The 21743-nt window shown below is 63.9% G+C and carries 24 protein-coding genes; 15 read left to right on the top strand and 9 right to left on the bottom strand.

Features of this window, described 5'->3' with window-relative positions:
- Positions 1-53 precede the first annotated feature (53 nt).
- Positions 54-1457, bottom strand: a complete 1404-nt coding sequence (locus tag OVA00_RS26795) for a DUF1254 domain-containing protein (RefSeq protein ID WP_268089930.1) — start codon at positions 1455-1457, stop codon at positions 54-56.
- A gap of 288 nt (positions 1458-1745) precedes the next feature.
- Between OVA00_RS26795 and OVA00_RS26790 the strand changes: the two genes are divergently transcribed.
- The 12 genes from OVA00_RS26790 (at position 1746) to OVA00_RS26740 (ending at position 10654) form a co-directional block, all read left to right on the top strand.
- Positions 1746-2321, top strand: coding sequence for a TetR/AcrR family transcriptional regulator (locus OVA00_RS26790; protein ID WP_060516055.1), 576 nt, complete (start codon positions 1746-1748; stop codon positions 2319-2321).
- Positions 2318-3283, top strand: a complete 966-nt coding sequence (locus tag OVA00_RS26785) for a DMT family transporter (RefSeq protein ID WP_034793090.1) — start codon at positions 2318-2320, stop codon at positions 3281-3283. Before OVA00_RS26790 ends, OVA00_RS26785 begins: the two co-directional genes overlap by 4 nt.
- A 16-nt stretch (positions 3284-3299) precedes the next feature.
- Entirely contained in the window at positions 3300-4241 is a 942-nt protein-coding gene (locus OVA00_RS26780) for a DMT family transporter (protein WP_034793088.1), read from the top strand.
- A 78-nt stretch (positions 4242-4319) separates the two neighbouring features.
- Positions 4320-5051, top strand: a complete 732-nt coding sequence (locus OVA00_RS26775; protein WP_051659265.1) for a hypothetical protein — start codon at positions 4320-4322, stop codon at positions 5049-5051.
- A 447-nt stretch (positions 5052-5498) separates the two neighbouring features.
- Positions 5499-5933 carry an RrF2 family transcriptional regulator gene (locus OVA00_RS26770; RefSeq protein ID WP_034793085.1) on the top strand — a complete coding sequence of 145 codons (435 nt, stop codon included), beginning with the start codon at positions 5499-5501 and terminating at the stop codon, positions 5931-5933.
- Between the two features lie 164 nt (positions 5934-6097).
- Entirely contained in the window at positions 6098-6982 is an 885-nt protein-coding gene (locus OVA00_RS26765; protein WP_034793082.1) for an NAD(P)/FAD-dependent oxidoreductase, read from the top strand.
- Positions 6983-7120: 138 nt separating this feature from the next.
- On the top strand, positions 7121-7939 hold the full coding sequence (locus tag OVA00_RS26760) for an arginase family protein (RefSeq protein WP_089043537.1): 819 nt from the start codon (positions 7121-7123) through the stop codon (positions 7937-7939).
- A gap of 134 nt (positions 7940-8073) precedes the next feature.
- Entirely contained in the window at positions 8074-8868 is a 795-nt protein-coding gene (locus OVA00_RS26755; RefSeq protein WP_060603647.1) for a DUF1194 domain-containing protein, read from the top strand.
- A gap of 79 nt (positions 8869-8947) precedes the next feature.
- Positions 8948-9472 carry a MarR family winged helix-turn-helix transcriptional regulator gene (locus tag OVA00_RS26750; RefSeq protein ID WP_268089929.1) on the top strand — a complete coding sequence of 175 codons (525 nt, stop codon included), beginning with the start codon at positions 8948-8950 and terminating at the stop codon, positions 9470-9472.
- The gene (locus OVA00_RS39825) at positions 9469-9849 is read left to right on the top strand and encodes a hypothetical protein (protein ID WP_326494141.1); all 381 of its coding nucleotides are present in this window, start codon (positions 9469-9471) and stop codon (positions 9847-9849) included. The genes OVA00_RS26750 and OVA00_RS39825 overlap by 4 nt, the downstream gene beginning before the upstream one ends.
- Positions 9836-10264 carry a DNA alkylation repair protein gene (locus OVA00_RS39820; RefSeq protein WP_326494152.1) on the top strand — a complete coding sequence of 143 codons (429 nt, stop codon included), beginning with the start codon at positions 9836-9838 and terminating at the stop codon, positions 10262-10264. Before OVA00_RS39825 ends, OVA00_RS39820 begins: the two co-directional genes overlap by 14 nt.
- Positions 10265-10312: 48 nt before the next feature.
- Positions 10313-10654 (top strand): DUF6616 family protein, encoded by a 342-nt coding sequence (locus OVA00_RS26740; protein WP_034793040.1) that lies wholly within the window; start codon positions 10313-10315, stop codon positions 10652-10654.
- A 25-nt stretch (positions 10655-10679) separates the two neighbouring features.
- Here the strand turns inward: OVA00_RS26740 and OVA00_RS26735 are convergent, their stop codons facing one another.
- The 3 genes from OVA00_RS26735 to OVA00_RS26725 all read right to left on the bottom strand — a co-directional run bounded on the left by OVA00_RS26735 (position 10680) and on the right by OVA00_RS26725 (position 14712).
- The gene (locus OVA00_RS26735; protein ID WP_268089928.1) at positions 10680-11105 is read right to left on the bottom strand and encodes a GNAT family N-acetyltransferase; all 426 of its coding nucleotides are present in this window, start codon (positions 11103-11105) and stop codon (positions 10680-10682) included.
- A gap of 198 nt (positions 11106-11303) precedes the next feature.
- Entirely contained in the window at positions 11304-12896 is a 1593-nt protein-coding gene (locus OVA00_RS26730; protein WP_268089927.1) for an arylsulfatase, read from the bottom strand.
- 151 nt (positions 12897-13047) lie between these two features.
- Positions 13048-14712: an arylsulfatase gene (locus OVA00_RS26725; RefSeq protein WP_060583207.1), complete on the bottom strand. Its 1665-nt coding sequence runs from the start codon at positions 14710-14712 to the stop codon at positions 13048-13050.
- A gap of 331 nt (positions 14713-15043) precedes the next feature.
- On the opposite strand from OVA00_RS26725, the gene OVA00_RS26720 reads away from it, so the two are divergent.
- Positions 15044-15514: a group III truncated hemoglobin gene (locus OVA00_RS26720; RefSeq protein ID WP_268089926.1), complete on the top strand. Its 471-nt coding sequence runs from the start codon at positions 15044-15046 to the stop codon at positions 15512-15514.
- Here OVA00_RS26720 and OVA00_RS26715 read toward each other — a convergent pair.
- The 4 genes from OVA00_RS26715 to OVA00_RS26700 all read right to left on the bottom strand — a co-directional run bounded on the left by OVA00_RS26715 (position 15472) and on the right by OVA00_RS26700 (position 18882).
- The gene (locus OVA00_RS26715) at positions 15472-15735 is read right to left on the bottom strand and encodes an EamA family transporter (RefSeq protein WP_268089925.1); all 264 of its coding nucleotides are present in this window, start codon (positions 15733-15735) and stop codon (positions 15472-15474) included. The genes OVA00_RS26720 and OVA00_RS26715 overlap by 43 nt on opposite strands.
- A 27-nt stretch (positions 15736-15762) precedes the next feature.
- Entirely contained in the window at positions 15763-16350 is a 588-nt protein-coding gene (gene recX, locus OVA00_RS26710; protein WP_113189696.1) for a recombination regulator RecX, read from the bottom strand.
- A 260-nt stretch (positions 16351-16610) separates the two neighbouring features.
- Positions 16611-17381 carry a siderophore-interacting protein gene (locus OVA00_RS26705; RefSeq protein WP_268089924.1) on the bottom strand — a complete coding sequence of 257 codons (771 nt, stop codon included), beginning with the start codon at positions 17379-17381 and terminating at the stop codon, positions 16611-16613.
- Positions 17382-17652: 271 nt separating this feature from the next.
- Positions 17653-18882, bottom strand: coding sequence for an aminotransferase-like domain-containing protein (locus tag OVA00_RS26700; protein ID WP_268089923.1), 1230 nt, complete (start codon positions 18880-18882; stop codon positions 17653-17655).
- 497 nt (positions 18883-19379) lie between these two features.
- Between OVA00_RS26700 and OVA00_RS26695 the strand changes: the two genes are divergently transcribed.
- Positions 19380-19829 (top strand): hypothetical protein, encoded by a 450-nt coding sequence (locus tag OVA00_RS26695; RefSeq protein WP_268089922.1) that lies wholly within the window; start codon positions 19380-19382, stop codon positions 19827-19829.
- A gap of 122 nt (positions 19830-19951) precedes the next feature.
- Here the strand turns inward: OVA00_RS26695 and OVA00_RS26690 are convergent, their stop codons facing one another.
- Positions 19952-20614 carry a LysE family translocator gene (locus OVA00_RS26690; protein WP_268089919.1) on the bottom strand — a complete coding sequence of 221 codons (663 nt, stop codon included), beginning with the start codon at positions 20612-20614 and terminating at the stop codon, positions 19952-19954.
- Between the two features lie 239 nt (positions 20615-20853).
- Between OVA00_RS26690 and OVA00_RS26685 the strand changes: the two genes are divergently transcribed.
- Positions 20854-21453 (top strand): class I SAM-dependent methyltransferase, encoded by a 600-nt coding sequence (locus tag OVA00_RS26685; protein ID WP_090294452.1) that lies wholly within the window; start codon positions 20854-20856, stop codon positions 21451-21453.
- Positions 21454-21743 lie beyond the last annotated feature (290 nt).

Raw genomic sequence — 21743 nt, 5'->3', positions numbered from 1 at the left:
CTCCGCCGGAATGCGTCAACACCGTCACTTTGCAAGTACGGCATTTGCAAGCGCTACGGCATCTTCTCCACGTCGGGCAGCTTCCAGCTTTTCTCGAACAGCGGCTTTTCCGGGCCGTAGAGCCTGAAAAGCAGTTCGAACTTGCGGGCGGGGTCGACGGGCACGAAGTTCGCCTCCTTGCCCGCAGGCGCCTTGGCGCCGAAATAGACGTCGACCGAGCCGTCGGCATTTTTCTTCACCCCCTCGCCGATCGAGGCGACGCTCGCCTTGTCCATGTTGCGGATCAGCGCATGGGTCTCGCGGTCGTAGGCGGTCACCGACCAGTACTGCTCGACCGGCGCATCCTTCGGCACGACGAGGCGGTAGTTAGCGCCGCCGTCGAAGGGATTGCCGTCCTTGTCCTTGTTGGCCATCAGGTAGAACTGCGCCGTGCCCAGCCGCTTGATGCCGGTGAAGCCGAGCGTATAGGTCACGCCTCGGGCATCGACCGGATAGAGACCGGGATCGGCATAGGCCTCCGAGGCGGCCTTCACCATGTCCGGCAGCCCGGCGGGGAACCAGCGGATGCCCTCGTTGATGACAGGAAAGCCGGCGTCATAGCGCGCCGAAAGCTCGGCCCTGGCTTCGGCCGCCGCCTTGTCGAGCAGCGCCTTGGTTTCGGCGCTTGGCTGGAAGGGCTTGCCCTTCTCGATGCCGAGCGTCTTCAGCTGGTCGATCATCACCCGGTCGCGCTCGAGCCACGGCTCGGTCTGGACGACCCGGTTCAGATTGTCGAAGAAGCTGGCGTCGAAGCGGATGGTGCTGTCGAACAGCTCGTCATAGGCGTCGGTAAAGACCGTTTCCGGCGGCTTGTCGGTCACCGGCATCGGGTAGATCTTGATCTTCTTGCCATAGGCGACCGATTTTTCGATATCGGCGTCGGCATGGCTCTTCAGGTTGGAACGCAGCAGCGCAAATCCGGTGAAGGTGTCCGAGCGAAGCGGAATGAAGCCCTCCGGCACCTCGCCCATGTAATCCGGCGGCAGGATCAGGTACTTGCCGCCCTTGCCCTCGTCGGCGCCATGCGGGCCGGCATCTTCGAGCGGCATCTGCCAGGCGTTGACGATGTTGCCGGCGATCGATCCGCCCTCGGCCGGTGGGATCTCGATGACGATAGGCCCGTCCTTCACGTTCCAGAAGGACATGAAATAGATCGAATCCGGGTTCGGCGTCAGCGTCTGGTTCTTCCAGTTGACCGGGCGAGACCAGTAGACGACTTCGTTGACCCTGGCCTTCGTCGTCGAAAGCATCGTCTGCAGCATCAGGTCGGCATTGACCGCCGGCATGCCCCAGATCACCGCCTCCGTCGCCCGGCGGGCGATCGCGCGGTCCCGGAGTTCGGCCGGCAACATATCCTGCGCCGCGACGTTCGTCGCGCCGGCCAGAAGCACCACGCCTGTGAGTATAAATCGCAGCATGCCGAATCTCCCTCATACGCCGCGGCCGGCGGCCTTGAAATCTCTCGACCGCCGCTGCCTCGCAAACTCCATTGCGGGCCACCAATGCGAAATTTAGTGCGAATGCATGCCGAGCAGTAGACCCGTTGCGTGCGACGCGCGGAAGTACGTTACGGTTACAGCCGCAAACACAGACGGCGGCGATCGGCCGGCGCATCACAGCATCCTCATCCCCTTTGAAAAACACCGCGTCACTTGACATCGGACCAAAATAGGTAGATCGGTCTACCTAATAGATTGGAGAAGGCGATGAGCGACAAGGCGCCGGCGCGCGAGCGGCTTTTGAAGGCGGCAGCCGAACTGTTCTACCGGGATGGGGTCGGTGCCACGGGCATCGATGCGATCACCGCGCATGCGGGCGTCGCCAAGATGAGCCTCTACAACAACTTCTCGTCCAAGACCGATCTGGTGAACGCCTATATCGAGGCGCGCCACCGGGAATGGCAGGAGCTTTACCGCGAGCGCCTGGCCCATGCGGCAACGCCGAGAGACCGTGTACTGGCGATCTTCGACAGCTATGTCGACCACGCTGAAATGGCCTATTCCTGGGGCTTCCGCGGCTGCGGCCTCCTGAATGCCGCAGCCGAGCTTTCGGTCGGCGATCCCGCCCGCGACATCGTCGCCTCGCAGAAGGACGAGGTGGAAACGCTCTTCAAGCAATATCTCGCCGAGATGAAGCCCGACGCGGGTGCCGCCATCGACGAGACGGCGGAGCACCTCTCCTTCCTGCTCGAAGGCGCGATGTCGCGTGCCGGGCTCGACGGACATGACGCACGGCTGAAGACCGCGCGCCGGATCGCCATCTCGATCATGGACCAGCTATGACCTCCCGAAATTCCGCTTCTCTCGTCGGCTTTGCCTGCGTGCTCACCGCCTCCGCGCTCTGGGGCACGACCGGCACCACCGCCACCTTTGCTTCAGGGGTCAGCCCGCTTGGCATCGGCGCCGTCGCCATGGGCCTTGGCGGCCTGCTCTTGGCGCTGACGGCGCTGCATTCGATCGTCAAAAGCAGGGCGAAGATCGCCGCGCAGTGGCCGATGCTGATCCTCGGCTCGCTCTCGGTCGCGATCTATCCGCTTGCCTTCTACTCTTCCATGCATCTCGCCGGCGTCGCCATCGGCACCGTCATCTCCATCGGCTCGGCGCCACTCGCCGCTTCGCTGATCGAGCGCATCTTCGACGGTCAGAAGCTCACCACTCGCTGGTTGCTGGGTGCCGCCGCCGGCCTTGGCGGCGCCGTGCTTCTCACCTTTTCGGAAAGCCACGGCAGCGCCGGTGCTGCCGACGCGACGGCGGTCCTCTACGGCATCCTGCTCGGCCTGGTCTCCGGCCTGCTCTACGCGCTCTATTCCTGGGTGGCGCGGCGGCTGATGCAGGCGGGCATTCCGCCGCGTGCCGCCATGGGCTCGATCTTCGGTGTCGGCGGCACTCTGCTGTTGCCGGTGCTCGCCTTCACCGGCGCGCCGCTTTTAGCGTCGTCGACCAATGTCGCCGTCGGTATCTACATGGCGCTGGTGCCGGTGCTGGTCGCTTACGTGCTCTTCGCCTATGGCCTCGCCCGCGTGTCGGCCACCATGGCGACCACGCTGTCGCTGCTTGAACCGGTCATCGCCGCCGTGCTTGCCGTCGTCATCGTCGGCGAGCGCCTGCCGGCCGAGGGCTGGGCGGGCATCGGGCTGATCGTCGGCTCGCTCTTCATCCTCACCCTGCCGATGCCGGCCCGGCGCCGCCGCGCCGAACGCCCGCGATCCGCCGCCGCCATCGACGCGGCCCTCCCCAGCCGCTAGAGCCGGAACCCTTGATATGAGCGACGTCGCTGCGCTGCCTTCCCGCCGGCCAAACCGGATGTGGGCCGTCGTCATCCTGATCCTGCTCGAGGCCGCGCTGGTGATCTCCTGGAGCGCCGGCTTCGTCGGCATCCGCTTCGCCATCGATCACGCGCCGCTCTTCCTGATCCTCTTCTGGCGCAGCCTCGTCTCCGGTCTCATACTGCTGCCCTTCGCCCTGACGGTCGGGCCAAAGATCCGGTTGCAGGACGCCGTGCCGCAGATGCTCTTCGGCGCGCTTGCCATGTCCGGCTATCTCGCGGGCTTTGCGCTGGCGATTTCCTATGGCGTGCCCACTGGCCTCGTGGCGCTGATCACCGACATGCTGCCGCTTGCCGTCGCCATCCTCTCCTGGCCGGTCCTCGGCCAGGCCTTGACCGCCCGCCAATGGCTCGGCTCCTTCATCGGGCTGACCGGTGTCTTGATCGCCTCCGGCTGGTCGCTCGATATCGGCAACGTTCCGCTCTGGGCCTATGGCCTGCCAGTTCTCGGCACCCTGTCGCTGGCGCTGGCGACCCTGCTGCAGAAGCGCAGCCCGGCGGGCGCCATGCCGGTGCATCAAAGCCTCTCGATCCAGTGCCTGTCGGCGGCAGCGATCTTCGCGCTCTTTTCCTGGCATGAGGGCAGCGTTCTGCCGGTGCTCGATCCGGGCTTTGTCGGCGGTATCCTCTGGCTCGTTTTCGTCGCCACCTTCGGCGCCTGGAGCCTCTATTATCTGGCGCTGAAAAAATCCTCGCCCGCCCGCGTCACCGCCATCCTCTATTTGAGCCCGCCCGTGACGATGATCTGGGCCTTCGTCATGTTCGGCGAGCCTCTCTCCTGGGCCATGGCCGTCGGCCTCGCCGTCTCGCTCGTCGGCATCGTCATTGTCGCACGAGCACAGCAGCCGGCCGGCGGCCAAAGTCCGGCGCACGCCTAGGAAAGCCATCCACTGACCGCTTGCATCTTGTGGTGGTGTCTGCGACAGCTTCGCCAAAACCACCGGGGGACAGCGGCCATGAGCTTTTCCGAAGTCAAACCACGTCACGTGCTCTGCCTGCTCGGCGGAGAACGCCCCTTCTCCCACCTTTGCGAGATGATCCAGTCGGCGATCGACGATTTCGCCCTGGGTTTCGAGATCGACTATACGTTTTCCGAGGACGCGCCGGATGACCGCATGCCGATATCCTTCGAAGTCTGCCGGGATCGCGTCAAGAAGGGTGCCTGGACCGAAGCCGACGAAGAGGCCGTCAGCGACCATCGCTCGGTCATCTATGTGCTCGGCCCGCCGATGACGGCAGAGGATGCGGTCAAACATTCAGTCATCGCACTTCGGCTGGTCGCCCACACCCTCGATAACGGCATCGTCGCCGCCAAGGGCGAGAGCGCCGGCGTCGCCCACGGCGTTGAGAGGTGGAAAGAGCTTGCTCGCGACGCCGAAGGCCAAACAGGCGCTGCACTTGCCCGCCCCTGCCGCCTCGCCTTTGCCAAGCGGCCGATCGGCACCGACGAACATCTCTACAGCATCGGCTTCCATCTGGTCGGGATACCCGAAGTCTACGCGCCGAAAACCCTCTCCGACGACGAACTGGCCTTGAGCGCGTTGATCGACACCGTTGCCGACGAAGTCTTCAGCGACGGCGTCGAGACGGTGCTGAAGCACCGCGGCGCCCAATTGCTGCCCGTCGACGCCTATGACGAGGACGAGTTCAAGTACAATCCCTTTGGGGCCATCCATCTGGCGTCATAGATTCGAACCGCCCCAGCAATGAAGGTACTTATGCCAGCGTCAGATCGCGAGAAACGACTGCTCCTCAGCGTGCAACGCGCCTTGCTCGGAACAGTCCCGCCGACGATATCGGCCGTAACGTGCGGCTGGAACAACGACAATATCGTCCTCGAGTTCTTAGTAGACTCAGCTTTTGACGATGAAGATCGAGAACGTTGTGAAGTTGTTGCAACTGAGGTGGTCGCGGATTTCAGCTATGAAACGATAACGTCTGTCTTCACGGTACAAGCTTCCGGCGGACCGAAGACCCCAGTCGAAGAGCGGTGGTGGGCATACCGGCGATCTTAGCCGAATGCGCTGACAACAGGAGTGGCACCTCGTCAGGCAAGCCTCTGTCGCTTGGCACTTTTAGGCGTGAGCTAGAGGTACCGCTTGCATCGTACTTCGATTCGTAATAATTGAAGTTACATGAAAAAAGACAGCCGCCTTTCCTCCGTCCTGCACGCGCTCCTGCACATGGCCGAGCGCGGCGAGCCCTTGACCTCGGACGAGCTTGCCATGTGCATGCGCACCAATCCGGTGGTCGTTCGTCGCACCATGGGTTTCCTGCGCGATGCCGGCATCGTTTCCTCCGCCCGCGGCCATGCGGGCGGCTGGGCGATCACTGCCGATCTCAAGACCGTGACGCTCAGGCAGTTGCACGAAACACTCGGCGAACCCGCGATCTTTGCCATCGGCAACCGGCAGGAAATGCCGGAATGCCTCGTCGAACAGGCGGTCAACGCCGCCCTCGATACCGCCTTTGCGGAGGCCGAGGCGCTGCTGCTCGACCGCTTCGCCCACGTGACCCTTGCCGACCTAGCCGAGGACTTTGCCCGGCGGCACCGGCTCCGATCGCACTGACAGCAGCCGATCGATCCGTCCTGACGTGATCGATCCCGACACATCCGATTACACCGGGACCGCATAAGCGGTTTCCGGCCGGAACCCTATTGCCCAAAGCCCGGGTCGAGACACTGGTTCAAGAAACCGGTGGGCTGGCCTGCGCCCAACCGAAAGGAAGACCCATGCAACAGGACGTCATCATCATCGGCGGCAGTTATGCCGGCATGGCCGCCGCCCTCCAGCTCCTGCGCGCCCGCCGGCGCGTGACGATCATCGACGAGGGCATTCGCCGCAACCGTTTTGCCAGCCATTCCCATGGCTTCCTCGGTCAGGACGGCATCGACCCGTCAGAGATTGCCGCAACCGCGCGGGCGCAGCTCTCCAAATACCCCACGCTCACCTGGATCGACGGCCGTGCCGAGAAAGCCAGCGGCAAGCAGGATGCCTTCTTCGTTACCACCGCTGACGGCGCCTCCTTCGAAGGCCGGCGCCTGCTCTTTGCAACCGGCGTCAAGGACGGCCTGCCGCAGATCGAGGGGCTGACCGAGCGCTGGGGCAAGAGCGCCTTCCATTGCCCCTATTGCCACGGCTACGAGCTGAACCAGGGCGAGATCGCCGTAATCGCGGCAAGCCCCATGTCGATCCACCAGGCGCAGCTCATTCCGGAATGGGGCAAGGTGACCTTCTTCACCAATGGCGCCATCACCCTCGACGCCGAAGGCCGTGCCGATCTCGTCAGGCGCGGCGTAACCATCGACGAAACCCCGGTCGCACGGCTCGAAGGCCATGCCGACGTGGTGCTGACGGATGGCCGCCGCCTGCCCTTCGCAGGCCTTTTCGTCGCCACCCGCACCACGCCCTCATGCGACATCGCCGAGCGCTTCGGCTGCGAGATCGAGGAGACCCCGATGGGCCTGCAGATCCGGGCGACGGCCGCCAAGGAAACCACCATTCCCGGCGCCTATGCCTGCGGCGACGTCGGCCGCGTTCCCCACTCCGTCTCGCTTGCCGTCGGCGACGGCGCCTGGGCCGGCGCGCAACTGCACCGCTCGCTGGTGTTCGGATAGAAGGCACACCGAGCAAGGACGCTGGCATGAAGGAATACCGGACGGACGCAACCGCTTTGCGCCGTTCGGCTTCCAGCCTTGCCAAATCGACCGCCTCTGTGCTTCGTTCGCTGCAAACGCGAGTTGGAGCCGCCATCGATGCCCATTGCCCTCACCTGCTTTCAGGGTCGCGCCGGCGATCACAACGACCTCGGCATTCCCGGCGCGAAGTCCGTTGCCGCCCATCTCGCCCGAAAACTCGGCCTCGAAACGGTCACGGTCGGAGATCCGGAACCGGCGCTGAACGGCCACTGGACGGTCGAGCTCGAAGCCGCGATGCCGGCTCTGAAGCGCATGCGAGATCGCTTCGATGTGATCTACGCCGAGGGATCGTTTTCGCTGGCAGCGACCAGCCGCTGTGCCGTCTCGCTCGCAACCCTGCCTGCCCTTGCGAGACACCACGGCAATGCGGTCGTCGTCTGGTTCGACGCCCATGGCGACCTCAATACGCCCGAGGCCAGCAGCACCGGCTATCTCGGCGGGCTGGCGCTGTCCGGGCCCTGCGGCCTCTGGCAGTCCGGTCTGGGCGGTGGGCTTTCCATCGAAAATATCGTGCTCGTCGGCCAGCGGGACCTCGATCCCTTCGAGGCCGAACTCATCGAGGCGAAGCGCATTCCGCATATTCGTCCCGGTGCCAATCTCCCGCAAAGGCTGGCCGAAGCCGTCGCCGGCCAACCGGTCTATATCCACCTCGACTGCGACGTGCTGAACCCCGGCATCGTGCCCACCGACTACCAGCATGAAAACGGGCTGTCGCTCGATGACCTGCGTGCAGCCTGTGCTGTCCTTGCCGGGAGCGAAGTCGTCGGGCTTGAAATCGCCGAGTTTCAGAATGTTTGGGAGGAAGGCGGCGATCCGGTTTCGCCCGAACCGCTGATCGAGGCGCTGGAACCGCTTTTGCAGAAGCTGCGCCGCTGACCTGACCAGAGCCTGCCGGCAGGTTTGCCTGACCGCAGGGGGCCTAGCCGGCCAATCCATCGCCGGACCCCGCATTGCGCTAGGTCGGTTTGGGCGTAGCATGGATATCCCGCTCGCCTTAGGTATCGGCTGCCATGAAGCTCGGATCGATCCTTCTTGCCTACGTCTGCCTTTTCTGCGGGAGTGCTTCCGCCGAACCGCTCCGGGTCGATCTCGAGCTGGTGCTCGCCGTCGACGTTTCCTATTCCATGGAACTCGACGAGCAGCGGCTGCAGCGGCAGGGCTATGTCGCGGCCTTCCTGGAGCCCGCCCTCATCGAGGCGATCGAGAATGGTCCCGTCGGCCGCATCGCCGTCACCTATGTCGAATGGGGCGGCTCGGCGGTGCAGGTCACGCCCTGGACGCTGATCGACGGCCGCGGCACGGCCTCGCAATATTCCGAGCTGCTGCGGCGGCAGCCGATCCGGCGGATCGCCTTCACCTCGATCTCCAACACGCTGGCCTTCACCCGACGGCTGTTCGACTACAGCCCCTTTGAGGGCAGCCGCCGCGTCATCGACATCTCGGGCGACGGTCCCAACAATTCCGGCGTCCCCGCCCCTGTCGCCCGCAATTCCACCGTTGCCCGCGGCATCACCATCGACGGCCTGCCGATCATGCTGAAGACGCACGCCGCCTCGGACTCCGCCGCGATCCCCGATCTCGACGCCTATTACCGCGAATGCGTGATCGGCGGCGACGGCGCCTTTCTGGTGAAGGTGACGGACAGCGGCGAGTTCGCCCGCGCCATCCTGCGCAAGCTGATCATCGAAATCTCCGGCCTGGAGATAAGCCGCCTGTCGCCCGAAACGGTGCGCGCAGCCCGGTTCGGTGAGGGCTACAATTGCTTCATCGGCGAAGAAATGCAGGAGCGAATGATCGGGCGGTAGGACAAGTCTGCCGCCCCATCCACAGTCGACAACGAAGAAGCCGTTGACTCTAATTAGGCGCCTTATTATCTGTCGCCTTATGACAATGCTGGAACAAAAACACCGGGCCATGTTGCAGGAAGCCGAGCGTCGTGCGGTCGCCGAGACCGGCAACATGCGCGCCTGCTTCGAACTGCTGGCGCTGTCAGGCGCGATCGACCGGGATTGCGCCGCAAGACTGGCACCCCACCGGCTGTCGGAAGGCAAGTTCGTTACCCTCTTCCTGCTCAACGATCAACCCGAGGGCCTGTCGCCGCACGAGCTTGCCGATCGCGCGGGCGTGACGCGCGCCACCATCACCGGGCTCCTCGACGGCCTGGAGCGCGATCGCTTCGTCGAGCGCCGCTCGGGCCTTAATGACCGGCGCAAGATCGCGGTAATGCTCACCGAAACCGGCCGCAGGACTGCCCGCGATCTGCTGGGCGAACACAGCGCCTGGATCGCCTCGCTGTTTGCCGGTTTCAGCGCCGATGAACACCAGACGTTCCACCGGCTGCTCAAGCGCATCTGGCAAAATCTGGAGACCGGCGCCACGCCCAAGAACACGCCGGAAACACAGACGTGAGCGAGAGCAAGACCAAGAAACGCGGCGCCAGCGGCATTGGCGCCGAGCGCCTGGCGCAGCTGAACGCCGGAGCGCAAGCCATCACCTTGACCGAATGCCTCGCGGTCGATTTCGCAGCGCTGATGGGCAACATCGTGCCCGGCATCGACGACGATGCCCTTGCCGAGATGACATCGGCCGCGTCGGCCGGCATCTCCCGGCGCATGCCGCTTGCCGCCCGGCTGATCGGAGAGCGCCTCGGCCCCTCGACTTTCGAGACGCTCAAGCAGCATTCCTCGGACACGGTGCGCGGCTGGGCCTGTTTCGTGGTGGCGGCCGGAGAAAACATGACCCTCGCCGAGCGGCTGGCCGCGATCCGGCTCGCTGGCCGACGATAGCCATTTCGGTGTTCGCGAATGGGCCTGGATCGCCGTTCGCCCGCATCTCGCCGCCGATCTGGATCAAGCGATCGCCCTGCTGGCGGCAGAGTGGACATCAGATCCATCCGAACGCATCCGCCGTTTCGCCTCGGAATCCATCCGCCCGCGCGGCGTCTGGTGCGCCCATCTCTCAGTGCTCAAGAAAGAACCCGAACGCGCGCTGCCCGTGCTCGAGCCGTTGCGCGCCGATCCCTCACCTTACGTGCAGGATTCGGTCGGCAACTGGCTGAACGATGCGGCCAAGGATCGGCCCGAGTGGGTCCAGGCGCTGGCGGCACGCTGGTCCGCCGAAAGCTCAGGACCCGCGACATCGCGCATCTGTCGCCGCGCGCTTCGATCCATCCCCACCAGATCCAGTTCCGCAAACGCTTGAGAGCGCCCGGAATGGCATAACCTCAGACTGACAACAAGAAAGCAGACTATGCCTCACTACCTGACCGAACTTTACAGCGCCAAGCCGGCGTGGCTCGCCCTTCCCCGTCAGGGGCGCCAGCAGTTCCTGGCCGCGATCGGCTCCGCCATGCCGGGCCTGTCGGCGCTCGGCGTCGAGCTCATCACCTTCGGCAAGGTCGACCAGTCGAAGCTGCATGCGGCATCGCAGACCTTCTTCGCCGTGTGGCGCTGCCCGGACGCGACAGCACTCGAAGCCCTCGTCGCCGGCATCGCCCAATCCGGCTGGCACGAATATTTCGACACGATCAACGCCGCCGGTCGGGGCACCGACCTCGCCGGCCACCTCGCCGAGCTCGGCGCGGCCGCCTGAGCCCCACGCTATCCAGCCCCTCAGGTCACGCTCGACTTGGGGGGCTGTAGAACACGATCTCCGGATCGTTCTCGTCGAGATTGTCGATGTAGCCGCTCGGCCGGAACCCGGCCTTGACCAACAGGTCCTGCATCGGACGGTTCGACATGTTGGTCGAGCTGAAGAGTTTCGCGCCCGACGACATGGATTGAAAGTGGGCGATCAGCGTCCCAGCCAGACCACGCCGGCGCCAGGACGTCCCCACCATCAGCATTTCGATGTAGGCCTGGCCAAAGAAGTGGTGGGTCAGCACGCCATAGGCGGCAGCCTCTCCCTCGATCTCGATGAGATGGCAGCAGCCCTGCTGGATCCAGTCGGCAATGTCGGCGCGTCGCTTCAGATCGTCGGCCGCAACGCTGTCGATCGCGCAAAGCGCCGGATGGTCGTCCTTGACCGCAGGTCGAATTCGCATGGTTCAGCTCCCGGCAGATTTGGCGGGAAACTAGGATGTGGTGTCGCTGGGCGCAATCGCGAAAGCGCTATCTCGACTGCCCCTCTCACGGCGGCAAGACGAAGTCGCGACCGGACCTCACTGCGACGGCGCGGCGCCCGAAAATCCCCGCCGCGTCCACTGAAAATCCACGACGTCCCCTGTTATGTACCGGATCGCTCACTGTCCAAGGCCGATGTTCTTCGCCGGGTATTTCTTGAAGGTGGCGGCATGCGCCTTCATCTCGGCCAGCATCGAGGCGAGGAAGGCGTTCATTCGGTGGCCGACGGGATATTCCTCCTTCGGATCGATGTAGAGATTGAAGAGCCACGGCGCGAGGCCGACGTCGCTCACCGTCGTCATGTCGATGTTCAGCCACTGGGCCTTGGTTTCCACCACCTTCACGTGGATCTTGTACTCGTACATGCGCATCGCCATCAGGTTCTGCTCGTTCCAGACGAACACCTTCTCGCGGTTCGACCGGCCGTCGTCGTCAAGCAGGAACGAGGTCTGGTCGATGCCGTCGATGTAGCGGTCGGTCGGCACCTTGTCTCTGATGCCGCCAAGGCTCAGCGATGTGTTGAAGAGGTCCATCAGGTCGAAAAGCTCGTCGCTTTCGCGGCCGGGCTTGATCATGCCCTTCCAGTAGGCGATCGCCGGGATGCGGATGCCGCCCTCCCAGGCCGATCCCTTGGCGCCGCGAAACGGCGTATAGCCGCTGTCCGGCCAGCTATCGAGCTGCGGGCCGTTGTCGGAGGTGACGAAGATGAAGGTATTGTCGAGGACGCCGGCCTGATCGAGCGCGTCGACGATCTCGCCGATATAGGCATCCACCTCCACCACGTCGTCCTTGTAGGGGTACTTGCTGCCGCTCTTGCCCTCGAAGGCCTTGGAGGCGAAATTGTCGGCGTGCACTTTCATGAAGCAGTGTTCGAGGAAGAACGGCGCCGTTCCCGACGCAAGCTCCTTGATCTTCTTCACCGTGAATTCCTTGAGCATCCGATCGCCTTCGGCCATCTTCTCGATGCTGTCGATCTCTTCGACTTGGCTGACTGGCCCGCCCTTTACCGCCTGTACCAGCGCCGTGCTCGATCCGGTCTTCCTCAGCATCGCCAGCCGCTCGGGGTTCAGCACCAGATCGGGGTAACGCCGCTTGTCGACCCCTTGGGTGATTTCCTTCTCGGCCTCGTAGAAGCCGTAGAATTCATCAAACCCGACCTCGTGCGGCCGCATGCCTTCGCTTTCGCCCACATGCCACTTGCCCGAGAGCACGGTCTTGTACCCTGCCCCACCAAGCAGCGTCGGCAGGGAAATCTCGTCGGCCCAGGGGTTCTTGGTGATCTTGTCGCCGGCAAGGATCGGCCGCGTCAGGCCGGTGCGAACCGGCAACCGGCCCGTCAGGATCGCCGAGCGCGTCGGGGTGCAGGTGGGTTGCGAATAGGCCGAGGTGAGCCTCAGGCCCTCGCGCGCCAACCTGTCCATGTTGGGTGTCGCAGCGCCGATCGCAGCACCTCCGCCATAGGCGCCGGGATCGCCATAGCCCATGTCATCAACCACGAGCCAGACGATGTTCGGCCTCTTGCCCAGCCTGGCATAAAGCGTATCGAGCTTCTGTTGCGCCGCGGACTGCTGGTCGGCATGGATCAGCGCTGGCTCCTGCGCCTCGCTCGTGCGTATGGCCTGAGTCAGCACCGATTGTGCCGGCGCCACTGTCGGCAACGCCACCAGGATCGCCGTGTGTAGGGCAAGGGCACGCAGACTCCGCAGGCACATCGCACGCTCCTTTTTGCGATCGAACGCAAGGAATTACGCAAGGGATGCCGCCGGACCTTGACCCGCGGCAAGAGGTGGCGGCCTTTTTACAAGCCGCCGGCGCTTTGCGTCCCGCCGCCAGCGGTCGCCGGCGGCGGAGTCTTTCCGCTCTTTACCGCGGCGCCAGGCTTTCCAGTTCGCCCAGCCGCTTCATCGCTGCCTGCTGCGCAAGCCAGCCATAGTTGATGCCGCTGGCGTTCAGCGTGCTGCCGGCCTGGTACGGATAATCGTTGAAGTCGGCGAAGAACTCCTTGATCTTGCCCTGGATCGGCACCAGCAGCCACATGTTGCGGGCGAGGAACTCGATCGCCCCGCCGCCGTCTTCCATGCCGCGCTCGTAGGGGTCCATGCGCAGGTTGGCGATGACGGCCCAGCTCGGCACCTCACGGGTGGCGGTGGCGATGTTGCCGTGGCTCGCCTGGGCGAAGCTCAGCTTCCAGTCGTTCCAGCGGATAGCGTTGAGGTTGCCGCCCTGGTCGAAGTAGTAGACCGAGTCACGCGGCGGCTCCTTCGCCTCGCCCTTCAACAGCCCCGTCAGGTCGTAGCCGTCGAGATGCACCTTGAAGGTCTTCGACGTGCCCTTGAAGCCCTTCTTCATCTCTTCCTTGACGTCGGCGATGCCGGCGGCGGTCGCAAAGGTCGGCAGCCAGTCCATCAGCGTCACCGGGTCGTTGATCTGCGTGCCCGGCTTTACCACGCCCGGCCAACGCACCATCATCGGAATGCGGAAACCGCCTTCCCAGGTCGTGCCTTTCTCGCCGTGGAACATCGTCTGCGCGCCGTCCGGCCACAGCGCCAGTTCCGCGCCGTTGTCGGTGGTGTAGAGCACGATGGTGTTGTCGGCGATGCCGAGATCGTCGAGCTGTTTCAGGAGCTGGCCGACGTGACCGTCATGCTCCACCATGCCGTCGGCATGGATGCCCTTGCCGGTCTTGCCGAGCGAGTCCGGCTTCAGGTGGGTGAAGACATGCATGCGGGTCGAGTTGAACCAGCAGAAGAACGGTTTGTCGGCCTTCACCTGCCGGTCGATGTAATCCTTGGCAGCCGTCAGGAATTCCTCGTCGATCGTTTCCATGCGCTTGGTGTTGAGCGCGCCGGTGTCCTCGATCTTGCCGTCGGCGCTCGACTTGATGACGCCGCGCGGGCCGAACTTCTTCTTGAACTCCGGATCCTTGGGATAGAAATAGCCTTCCGGCTCTTCCTCGGCGTTGAGGTGGTAGAGGTTGCCGAAGAACTCGTCGAAGCCGTGTGCGGTCGGCAGATGCTCGTCGCGGTCGCCGAGGTGGTTCTTGCCGAACTGGCCGGTCGAATACCCCTTGGTCTTCAACACGTCGGCAATTGTCGGCATCCAGTCCTGGATGCCGTGCGGGTCGCCCGGCATGCCGATCGTCAAGAGCCCGGTGCGGAAAGGCTCCTGGCCGAGAATGAAGGAGGCGCGGCCCGCCGTACAACTGTTCTGGCCGTAGCTGTCGGTAAAGATCGCGCCTTCGGCGGCGATCCGGTCGATGTTGGGCGTGCGATAGCCCATCAGCCCCATCGTGTAGGCGCTGATCTGCGGAATGCCGATATCGTCGCCGAAGATGACGAGGATGTTTGGCGGCTTGCCGCTCGCGGAAGAAGAGGATTGCGCCTTGGCAGGGCTTACCGAAGCAGCGCCTGCCACCAGCGACGCGGCTGCAAAAATTGTTCCACTGAGAAGGAGATCGCGGCGGCTGACATCCGTTACCCCATTCTCGGCCATCGCTGGCGCAGCCTTGTTATCGTCATGCATGCTCATCGTACTCTCCTAGTTAAGGCGATCGGAAATGCACTGCTGTCGAGGACCGGGCGGATGATGCGCGTGCGGGGGTGGGTGTCCAAGTACGTAACAGTTACGACGTGCCGGCTCGCAACCGTTACTGAGACGCGCGACGCGGGCAATCCGTTGCAAGCCCGGGTAGAACAGCACTGGCAAAACTCACCCAGCGTTACCTCTGACAGATTGACGCAATCGCCCCTTCGGCCTCTGGCGCGACGCCCCCGCATGCCTATATGCAAGACGCCAAAGATAAGGGCCTGGGCCTGAGACATGGGCATCGAGACATGGGCATCGAGACAGGGACATCGGGATGGACGACAACGACTTGCAGGGCCGCGCCGCTCATGTCGCAGCAATCCGCGAACGAGCGGAAGCCGAGATGAAGGCGATCGGCATCGATGCGGCCTTCATCGATCGTCTCGTCGAGACCTTCTACGCCCGCGTGCTCGCCCATCCCGATCTCGGCCCCGTCTTCGACGCCAGGCTTTCCGGCCGCTGGCCGGAGCACATGGACAAGATGAAGAGCTTCTGGTCGGCCGTCGCCTTCCGCAACGGCGCCTATGGCGGCAAGCCGGTGCAGGCGCATGTCGGCGTCGCCAACATGACGCCGGATCTCTTTCCGAAATGGCTTGATCTCTTTTCCACGACGCTCGACGACATCGCCCCGAACGGCGAGGCCAAGGCCTGGTTCATTGCCACGGCCGAACGCATCGCCCGCAGCCTGACGCTTTCGCTATTCTACAATCCGGCGATGGACGATCCGGCGCTGAAGCGCGGGTAATTGCCGCGGCCTTTACGCCCGATGCCAAAGACGGGCGTCCGGGTCAGGAACAGCGCAGTCGTGCTCGCCGGCAGGCGCTTGAGGCCGATCAGGTAGAGCCAGAAGGCAAGCGCGTACTGGACGATGCCGGAGATCAGGGCGAGCGCCAGCATGCCCGCCCCCGCGGCGGCAAGGTCCTTGCCGATCGCCTGAGGCCTGACCCAGGCGAACAGGAAGACCAATCAGACAACACGACCTGCCCCCTTAGGTCAGAGCGAGCGGCCTGCAAATAAAATGTCCTCGGCCTCGTCGACCGACATCGCAAAGACCCGCTTGCCCAGTTCGAAGCTGAAGCCGCCCCGGGCAAAGGCGGAGAGCTCTTTGGCCGTACGCTTCTCGTCGAGCGCCGCCTTGCGGAACGGCCCGAAGGCGCGCTTTCGCGCCAAGACGACGGCCGCATAGAGATCGTCGGCTTCCGCCACCGCCGCAGCGACGGCGTCCCGCGCGACGCCCTTTTCCGACAGCTTCTGAGCGATCGCCCGCTTCGACTTGCCGCCGCGCATGGCCGAGCGGGTCTTGATCTCGGCATAAGCTTTGTCGTTGAGCGCGCCATTGTCATAGGCAAAGGTCACGGCCACAGCCGCCAGCAGCTCCACCTGGTTCACGCTGATATCCTCGAACTTCTCCCGCGCCTTGCGCGAGATGGCGTCGAAGAGCTGCTTTTCCGTCAGCATCTGCCGCGCCAGCCGATAGGCCGCTGAATTGCGCGCCCAGGCATACATGCGCGGCGTCGGTTGATCGGATTGCGCTTGATCGTCGATGAGGTCCAAGCCTGCCCTGCCCTCGAAGTGAACCATTGATGGCACCAGTCGATCCGCGTGATCGGATCGACGTCGCCCAAAGATGCGAAATGACCTGACTCTCCGCGACAAGGCAATTGCGCACCCGAGCCCACGACATGTTTTCCCGGCCTTGTTCCGCCGGCATGAGGGCGGCAGGCGCCGCTCGAGAGAGGCGCGCCGGAGGTAACCGCAGCAGGGCCTGCGCGGATCTTTTGATCCGCCGGCCGAGCGTTCCCGTCGTGATGCCCGAGCAAAGGCGCCGGAAAGCGTGATGTCTATTCGAACTTCTCGGTACTGTCGGCCTTGCCCTTCACCCAGTAGCCGGAGGCTTTCAGCCAGCTGAGCGGCAAGCCGCGCTCCTCGACGAGATGGGTGCGGATCGCCCGGGTGACTGCGGCTTCGGCCGCGATCCAGACGAAGGTGCCGGGCTCGAGCGCCACTTGACGCACGACGGCAAGCAGCGCTGCGGGATCGTGCGCTTGATCGAGCGGGCGATAGGCCCAATGGGTGGTGAGCGCCGCCTTGGTGCGGAACTTCTGCCGCTCGTCCAGCCCGGTGACGGTGGCGACGCTGGTGATCTGATGCCCCGCCGGCGTCTCCTCGATCCGCCGCCCGATCGCCGGCAGCGCCGTCTCGTCGCCGATCAGCAGCCATCGCGTGAAATCTCCAGACACGACCGCCGAACCGCGCGGCCCGCCGATCTCGAGCTTGTCGCCCACGGAGGCCGCCATTGCCCAGGCGGTCACGGGGCCAGCCTCGTGCAACGCGAAATCGAGCGCCAGAACGCGCGCGTCTGTGTCGTAGCGCCGTGGCGTATAGTCCCGGCGCTCTTCGGTGCCGTTTGCGCCGGGCACGAAGATCTTGATGTGGTCATCCGCCCCGAGGCTGACGAAGTCGGCGAGATCCTCACCGGAGAGCGTGATCCGGAGCATGCTCGGCGTCACCCGCTCAATGCCGGAAACGACGAGCGAGCGGCGCTTCAGCTCATGGCGAACACGCTCGATGCGCGGCGTCGGGAGATGGGAATAGTTGGGAGAATTGTCCATTTGCATCCTTTGGAGGGCCTCGAAAAGCTCGATCCGCAGGACACAGTCGCGCAGATCGAAGCCGCTTCTGGCCGTTCGATCATACGCGTTGAGTGACGTTAACGCTTACGTGGCCGGGGGTGGCCCGGTCATGTCACGTTCTAACTATCGGAAGGCCCCGCTTCGATCAATGCGTCATCTTGACTAAAACACGAAGGTTTTACCAGCCAAAAGAAAAACGCGCCCGCAGGAGCAAGCGCGTTTCTCAAAATGAAGAAGGTCTGACGAAGCCTTAAGCCGCCAGAGCCGCAACTTCGCCACGGATGAGGTCGCCGAGCCGGCGGATGCCCTCGTCGATCATCTGATCGTTGGCGCAGGAGAAGGAAACGCGCAGGGTGTTTTCGCCCGAGCCATCGGCAAAGAAGGCGCGACCGGGAACGAAGGCGACCTTGGCGGTCTCGATCGATTTTGCAAGCAGTGCGGCGCCGTCCATGCCCTTTGGCAGCGTCACCCAGACGAACATGCCGCCTTCCGGCTTCGTCCAGGACACGCCCTCGGGCATGTACTTTTCAAGCGCTGCGAGCATGGCGTTGCGGCGCTGCTTGTAGACCCGGTGGATCTTCGCCACCTGCTCATCGAAGCCGCGCTCGGCAACGGTGCAGATCGCCATCTGGTTGATGGTCGAGGAATGCAGATCGGCTGCCTGCTTCAAGAGCACGAGCTTGCGGATCACCTTTTCCGAGGCGCAGACCCAGCCGACGCGAAGGCCGGGAGCGAGCGTCTTCGAGAACGAGCCGCAATAGATCGTGCGGGTGTTGTTGATGTCGCCCTTCTTGGCGATTTCGAGCGCCAGGATCGGCGGCACCGGCTCGCCGTCATAGCGCAGCGACTGGTAGGCCGCGTCTTCGATGACGGCAATGTCGAGCTCTTCGGCTAGCGTCAGCACGCGCTCGCGGCCGGCCCGGTCGACGGTCTCGCCGGTCGGGTTGGCGAAGTCGGCCGAGAGATAGGCAAACTTAACGCGGCCGCCCGCCTCGCCCGCCGCCTGACGGTAGGCTTCCGGCGTGCGGTTGCCGTTGGGGTTCAGCTGGTCGTAGGTCGGCTCATAGGCGTTGAAGGCCTGCAGCGCGCCGAGATAGGTCGGCCAGGTGACAAGTGCGGTATCGTTCGGCGACAGGAACAGCTTGCCGAGATAGTCGAGGCCCTGCTGCGAACCGGACGTGATGAAGATGTTGTCGGCGCCGGCGGGAATGCCGAGATCGGCCATCTGCTTGGCAAGCCATTCGCGCAGCGGCTTGTAGCCTTCGCTGACCGAATACTGCAGTGCGGCACTCACGACCGGGCCGGAAAAGATCTCCGCATAGGCGTCCTTGAATTCCGCATCCGGAAACAGCGCGGGATCGGGAATGCCGCCGGCAAACGAGATGATGTCGGGGCGATCGAGCAGCTTCAACAGTTCGCGGATTTCCGAAGCGCGCATCCGGTTCGAGCGCGTCGCGAAGATATGTTCCCAATCCAGCATGGGGTGTTTCCTCAGAGATTATAAGCGGAAAGCGGTTCTCCGCTTCCTCCCGCGTCATTCTAGAGCGCCGTGCGTTCGCATGAACGCACAAAGCACGCTCTGGTTTTTTGTTTAGAGCATCTTCCCGCTTCGGGCGATCCCCCTGGAAGGAAGGATGCTCTGGACGGTGAAGCGACAGGACCATGACGACCAATTTATGTCAATATTATTGACCTAATTCCGTGCGCTTTTCGGGCTTTTGGGGCTCCGCGCACGCTACGTCCAGGACCTGACGTCACGTCAGCTTGAGCCGGATGCCACGCGCCATGAGGTAAAGCAAGCCATCCGCTCAACCGCTACGCTCGCGTCGCTTGGCCCCAATCGCACAGACGCCCGTCGTCCGCTTGTCCTTGCGCCGCCAGCGGCACCCGGCGCCTGATAACCCAAAGTGGCAAATTGCCGGAGAAGGAGGCGAAGCGTAAAATTTCTCCCCTCAATTCGACCGGAGGGACTAGGCCATGAGCAGACTGTTTATCCTGTCGGCTGGCGCCGCCCTGGCGCTGACACAAGCGGCGTCGGCGGCACCCGCAGCGCCGGAGACGCAACCCCTCAAGATCGCCAAGGAGTGCAGCCAGTTCACCGGCGACACCCCGAGCTTCTGCACCATTACGGAATCGAACCTCGAAGCGATCCCGGCTGGCAGCAAAATCCTCTACTATGGACCGGTGGTCGCCAATCCCCTCTTCTCCAGCAGCACCGCCGTCATCGCTGTCGGAAACGGCGACTCGGCGCTCGGATACTGCGTCGTCTACGATACGGCCAAGCCGCCGCTCGGCACCTGTGCGTTCCACGCCGGCAGCGGCACGCTCGCTGGCTTCCAGGCGATCGTGAAGGTCACGGTTGACGACAAGCAGATCTGGCACTGGGACGGAGACTACGTGCTCGGCACGACCCAGGCGGCCAAGTGAGACCGTAGGCATTGCCGGCTCCACACCCGGCCAATCGACACGACGCGGCAGAATACCTAGGCACTCTGCCATCAAGCAACGTCATTCAAGTGCTGTCCCCGCCCAGCGGGGACAGCACCGCCTTACGTTTTGACCGCCGGCGCGCTGGCGTTGCCTGCAAACAGGAGCCGGAGGCCGAGCCCCAGCATGACGGCGCCGGTAAAACGCTGCTGCCAGACGAGCAGCCGCGGAAAACGATAAAGCGCCTGCCCGACCGTTCCCGAAGCAAGCGCTACCGAACCGAGCGAAAGGATGCCGGCAAGCTTCTGCACGGTGCCGAGCACGGCAAGCTGCAGCCAAACGGGGCCGGCGGTCGGGTCCACGAACTGCGGCAGGAAGGCGAACATGAAGAGCAGCGACTTCGGGTTCGTCAGGCTGTTGATCGTTCCCTCGCGGACCGCGCGCCAGTCGGACACCTCGGTCGCCGCCAGCCGCTTGCTTTCGGCCGCATCGCCGAAACTCGACCAGACCATGCGCGCGCCGAGATAGAGCATGTAGGCGGCCCCCACCCACTGCAGAAGCATGAGCCCGGCGGGATAGGCCTTCAGCAGCGAGGCGACGCCGAGGACCAGCAGGCCTACCTGCACGACGCCGGCGACGAAGATCATGCCGACCACCGTTAGCAGCGCCACCCGGCGCCCCTGCCCGATCCCGCGGGCGAGCACCAGCATCATGTCCGGACCGGGCGTGATCTCCAGAACGAAGAGTGCAGCAACGAAGGTCAGGAGAATGGGGAGATCGGCCATTGAAGGTTCCGGCTGAGGACAACTGCCACATGCTTATCCGGAAGCGTCAGGCCTGTCGATCAGCCCGCTTTAACCGCAGCATGCCGATATTTTTTGCTCCGCCTGCCGCCATCTTCGTCTAATCTGCTCTCGGGCTTCGAACGGAGAAAAACGACCCATGGCGAAACGCTGACGGAACGGATTTCGCAGCCCAAGGCAATCGCCCTTCCCACGCCGGCGCCAACGCCCAGAAAGCATCGATGACAAAACCCGACGACGACACCCTCGCCTTCTATCGCGACAATGCCGCCACCTATGCGGCGCGCGAACGCAAGCCGCCGGCAACCCGTCTCGCGGCCTTCATGGCCCGTCTCGCCCCCGGCGCCTCGGTGCTCGATCTCGGCTGCGGCGGCGGGCATGACAGCCTTGTTCTGCTGGACCATGGCTTCGACGTCAGCGCCTGCGACGGTTCGGCGGAACTGGCGCGGGAAGCCGAAGTGCGCATCGGCCGCAAGGTCGAAGTCATCACGTTTCAGGAGATCGTTTGGGAAGGACGGTTCGACGGCATCTGGGCCGAGGCCTCGCTTCTGCATGTGCCGCGCACGGAGCTTGCCGACGTGCTCACACGCATTCGCCGGACGCTGAAGCCGGGCGGTCTTCTGCAGGCGAGTTTCAAGGCCGGCGAGACGGAAGGCCACGACCGCTTCGGCCGCTACTTCAACTACCCCTCAGCCGACTGGCTGCGCGCCTGCTTCGAAGACGCCGGCTGGCCCGAGCCTGACATCAGCGAGGCCGATGGAAGCGGCTACGACGGCGAACCGACCCGCTGGCTGCATGTTTCGGCACGGCGCACGGCTTGAGCCGGTTCAGCGCTACGACAGTAAAGCGATGCCGATCGAAGTGCACGACGCCACGTGTTGTCGCGGTTCAGCGACGGCAAGCTTGAAGCGCCCGCCGCCATTGCGGAACCCCTCCGGGTCGTCCACGGACCCCGTTTTGCTTCCCCGCGCCCTCAGGCCTCGCGGCTGAAGTAACTCAGGATCAGAAGCGTGCAGATCGCCGCAACGATCAAGGCGTCGAAAAGTGCAAAGTGCTCGAAGAACGAGAGCATGGCATGTCCTCCTTCCAACTAAACCTATGAGAGCACAGA

Origin of the sequence: Ensifer sp. SL37, assembly GCF_026672675.1 — a bacterium.
Lineage (GTDB): Bacteria > Pseudomonadota > Alphaproteobacteria > Rhizobiales > Rhizobiaceae > Ensifer > Ensifer adhaerens.
This window is presented reverse-complemented; position numbering and strand designations above follow the sequence as displayed.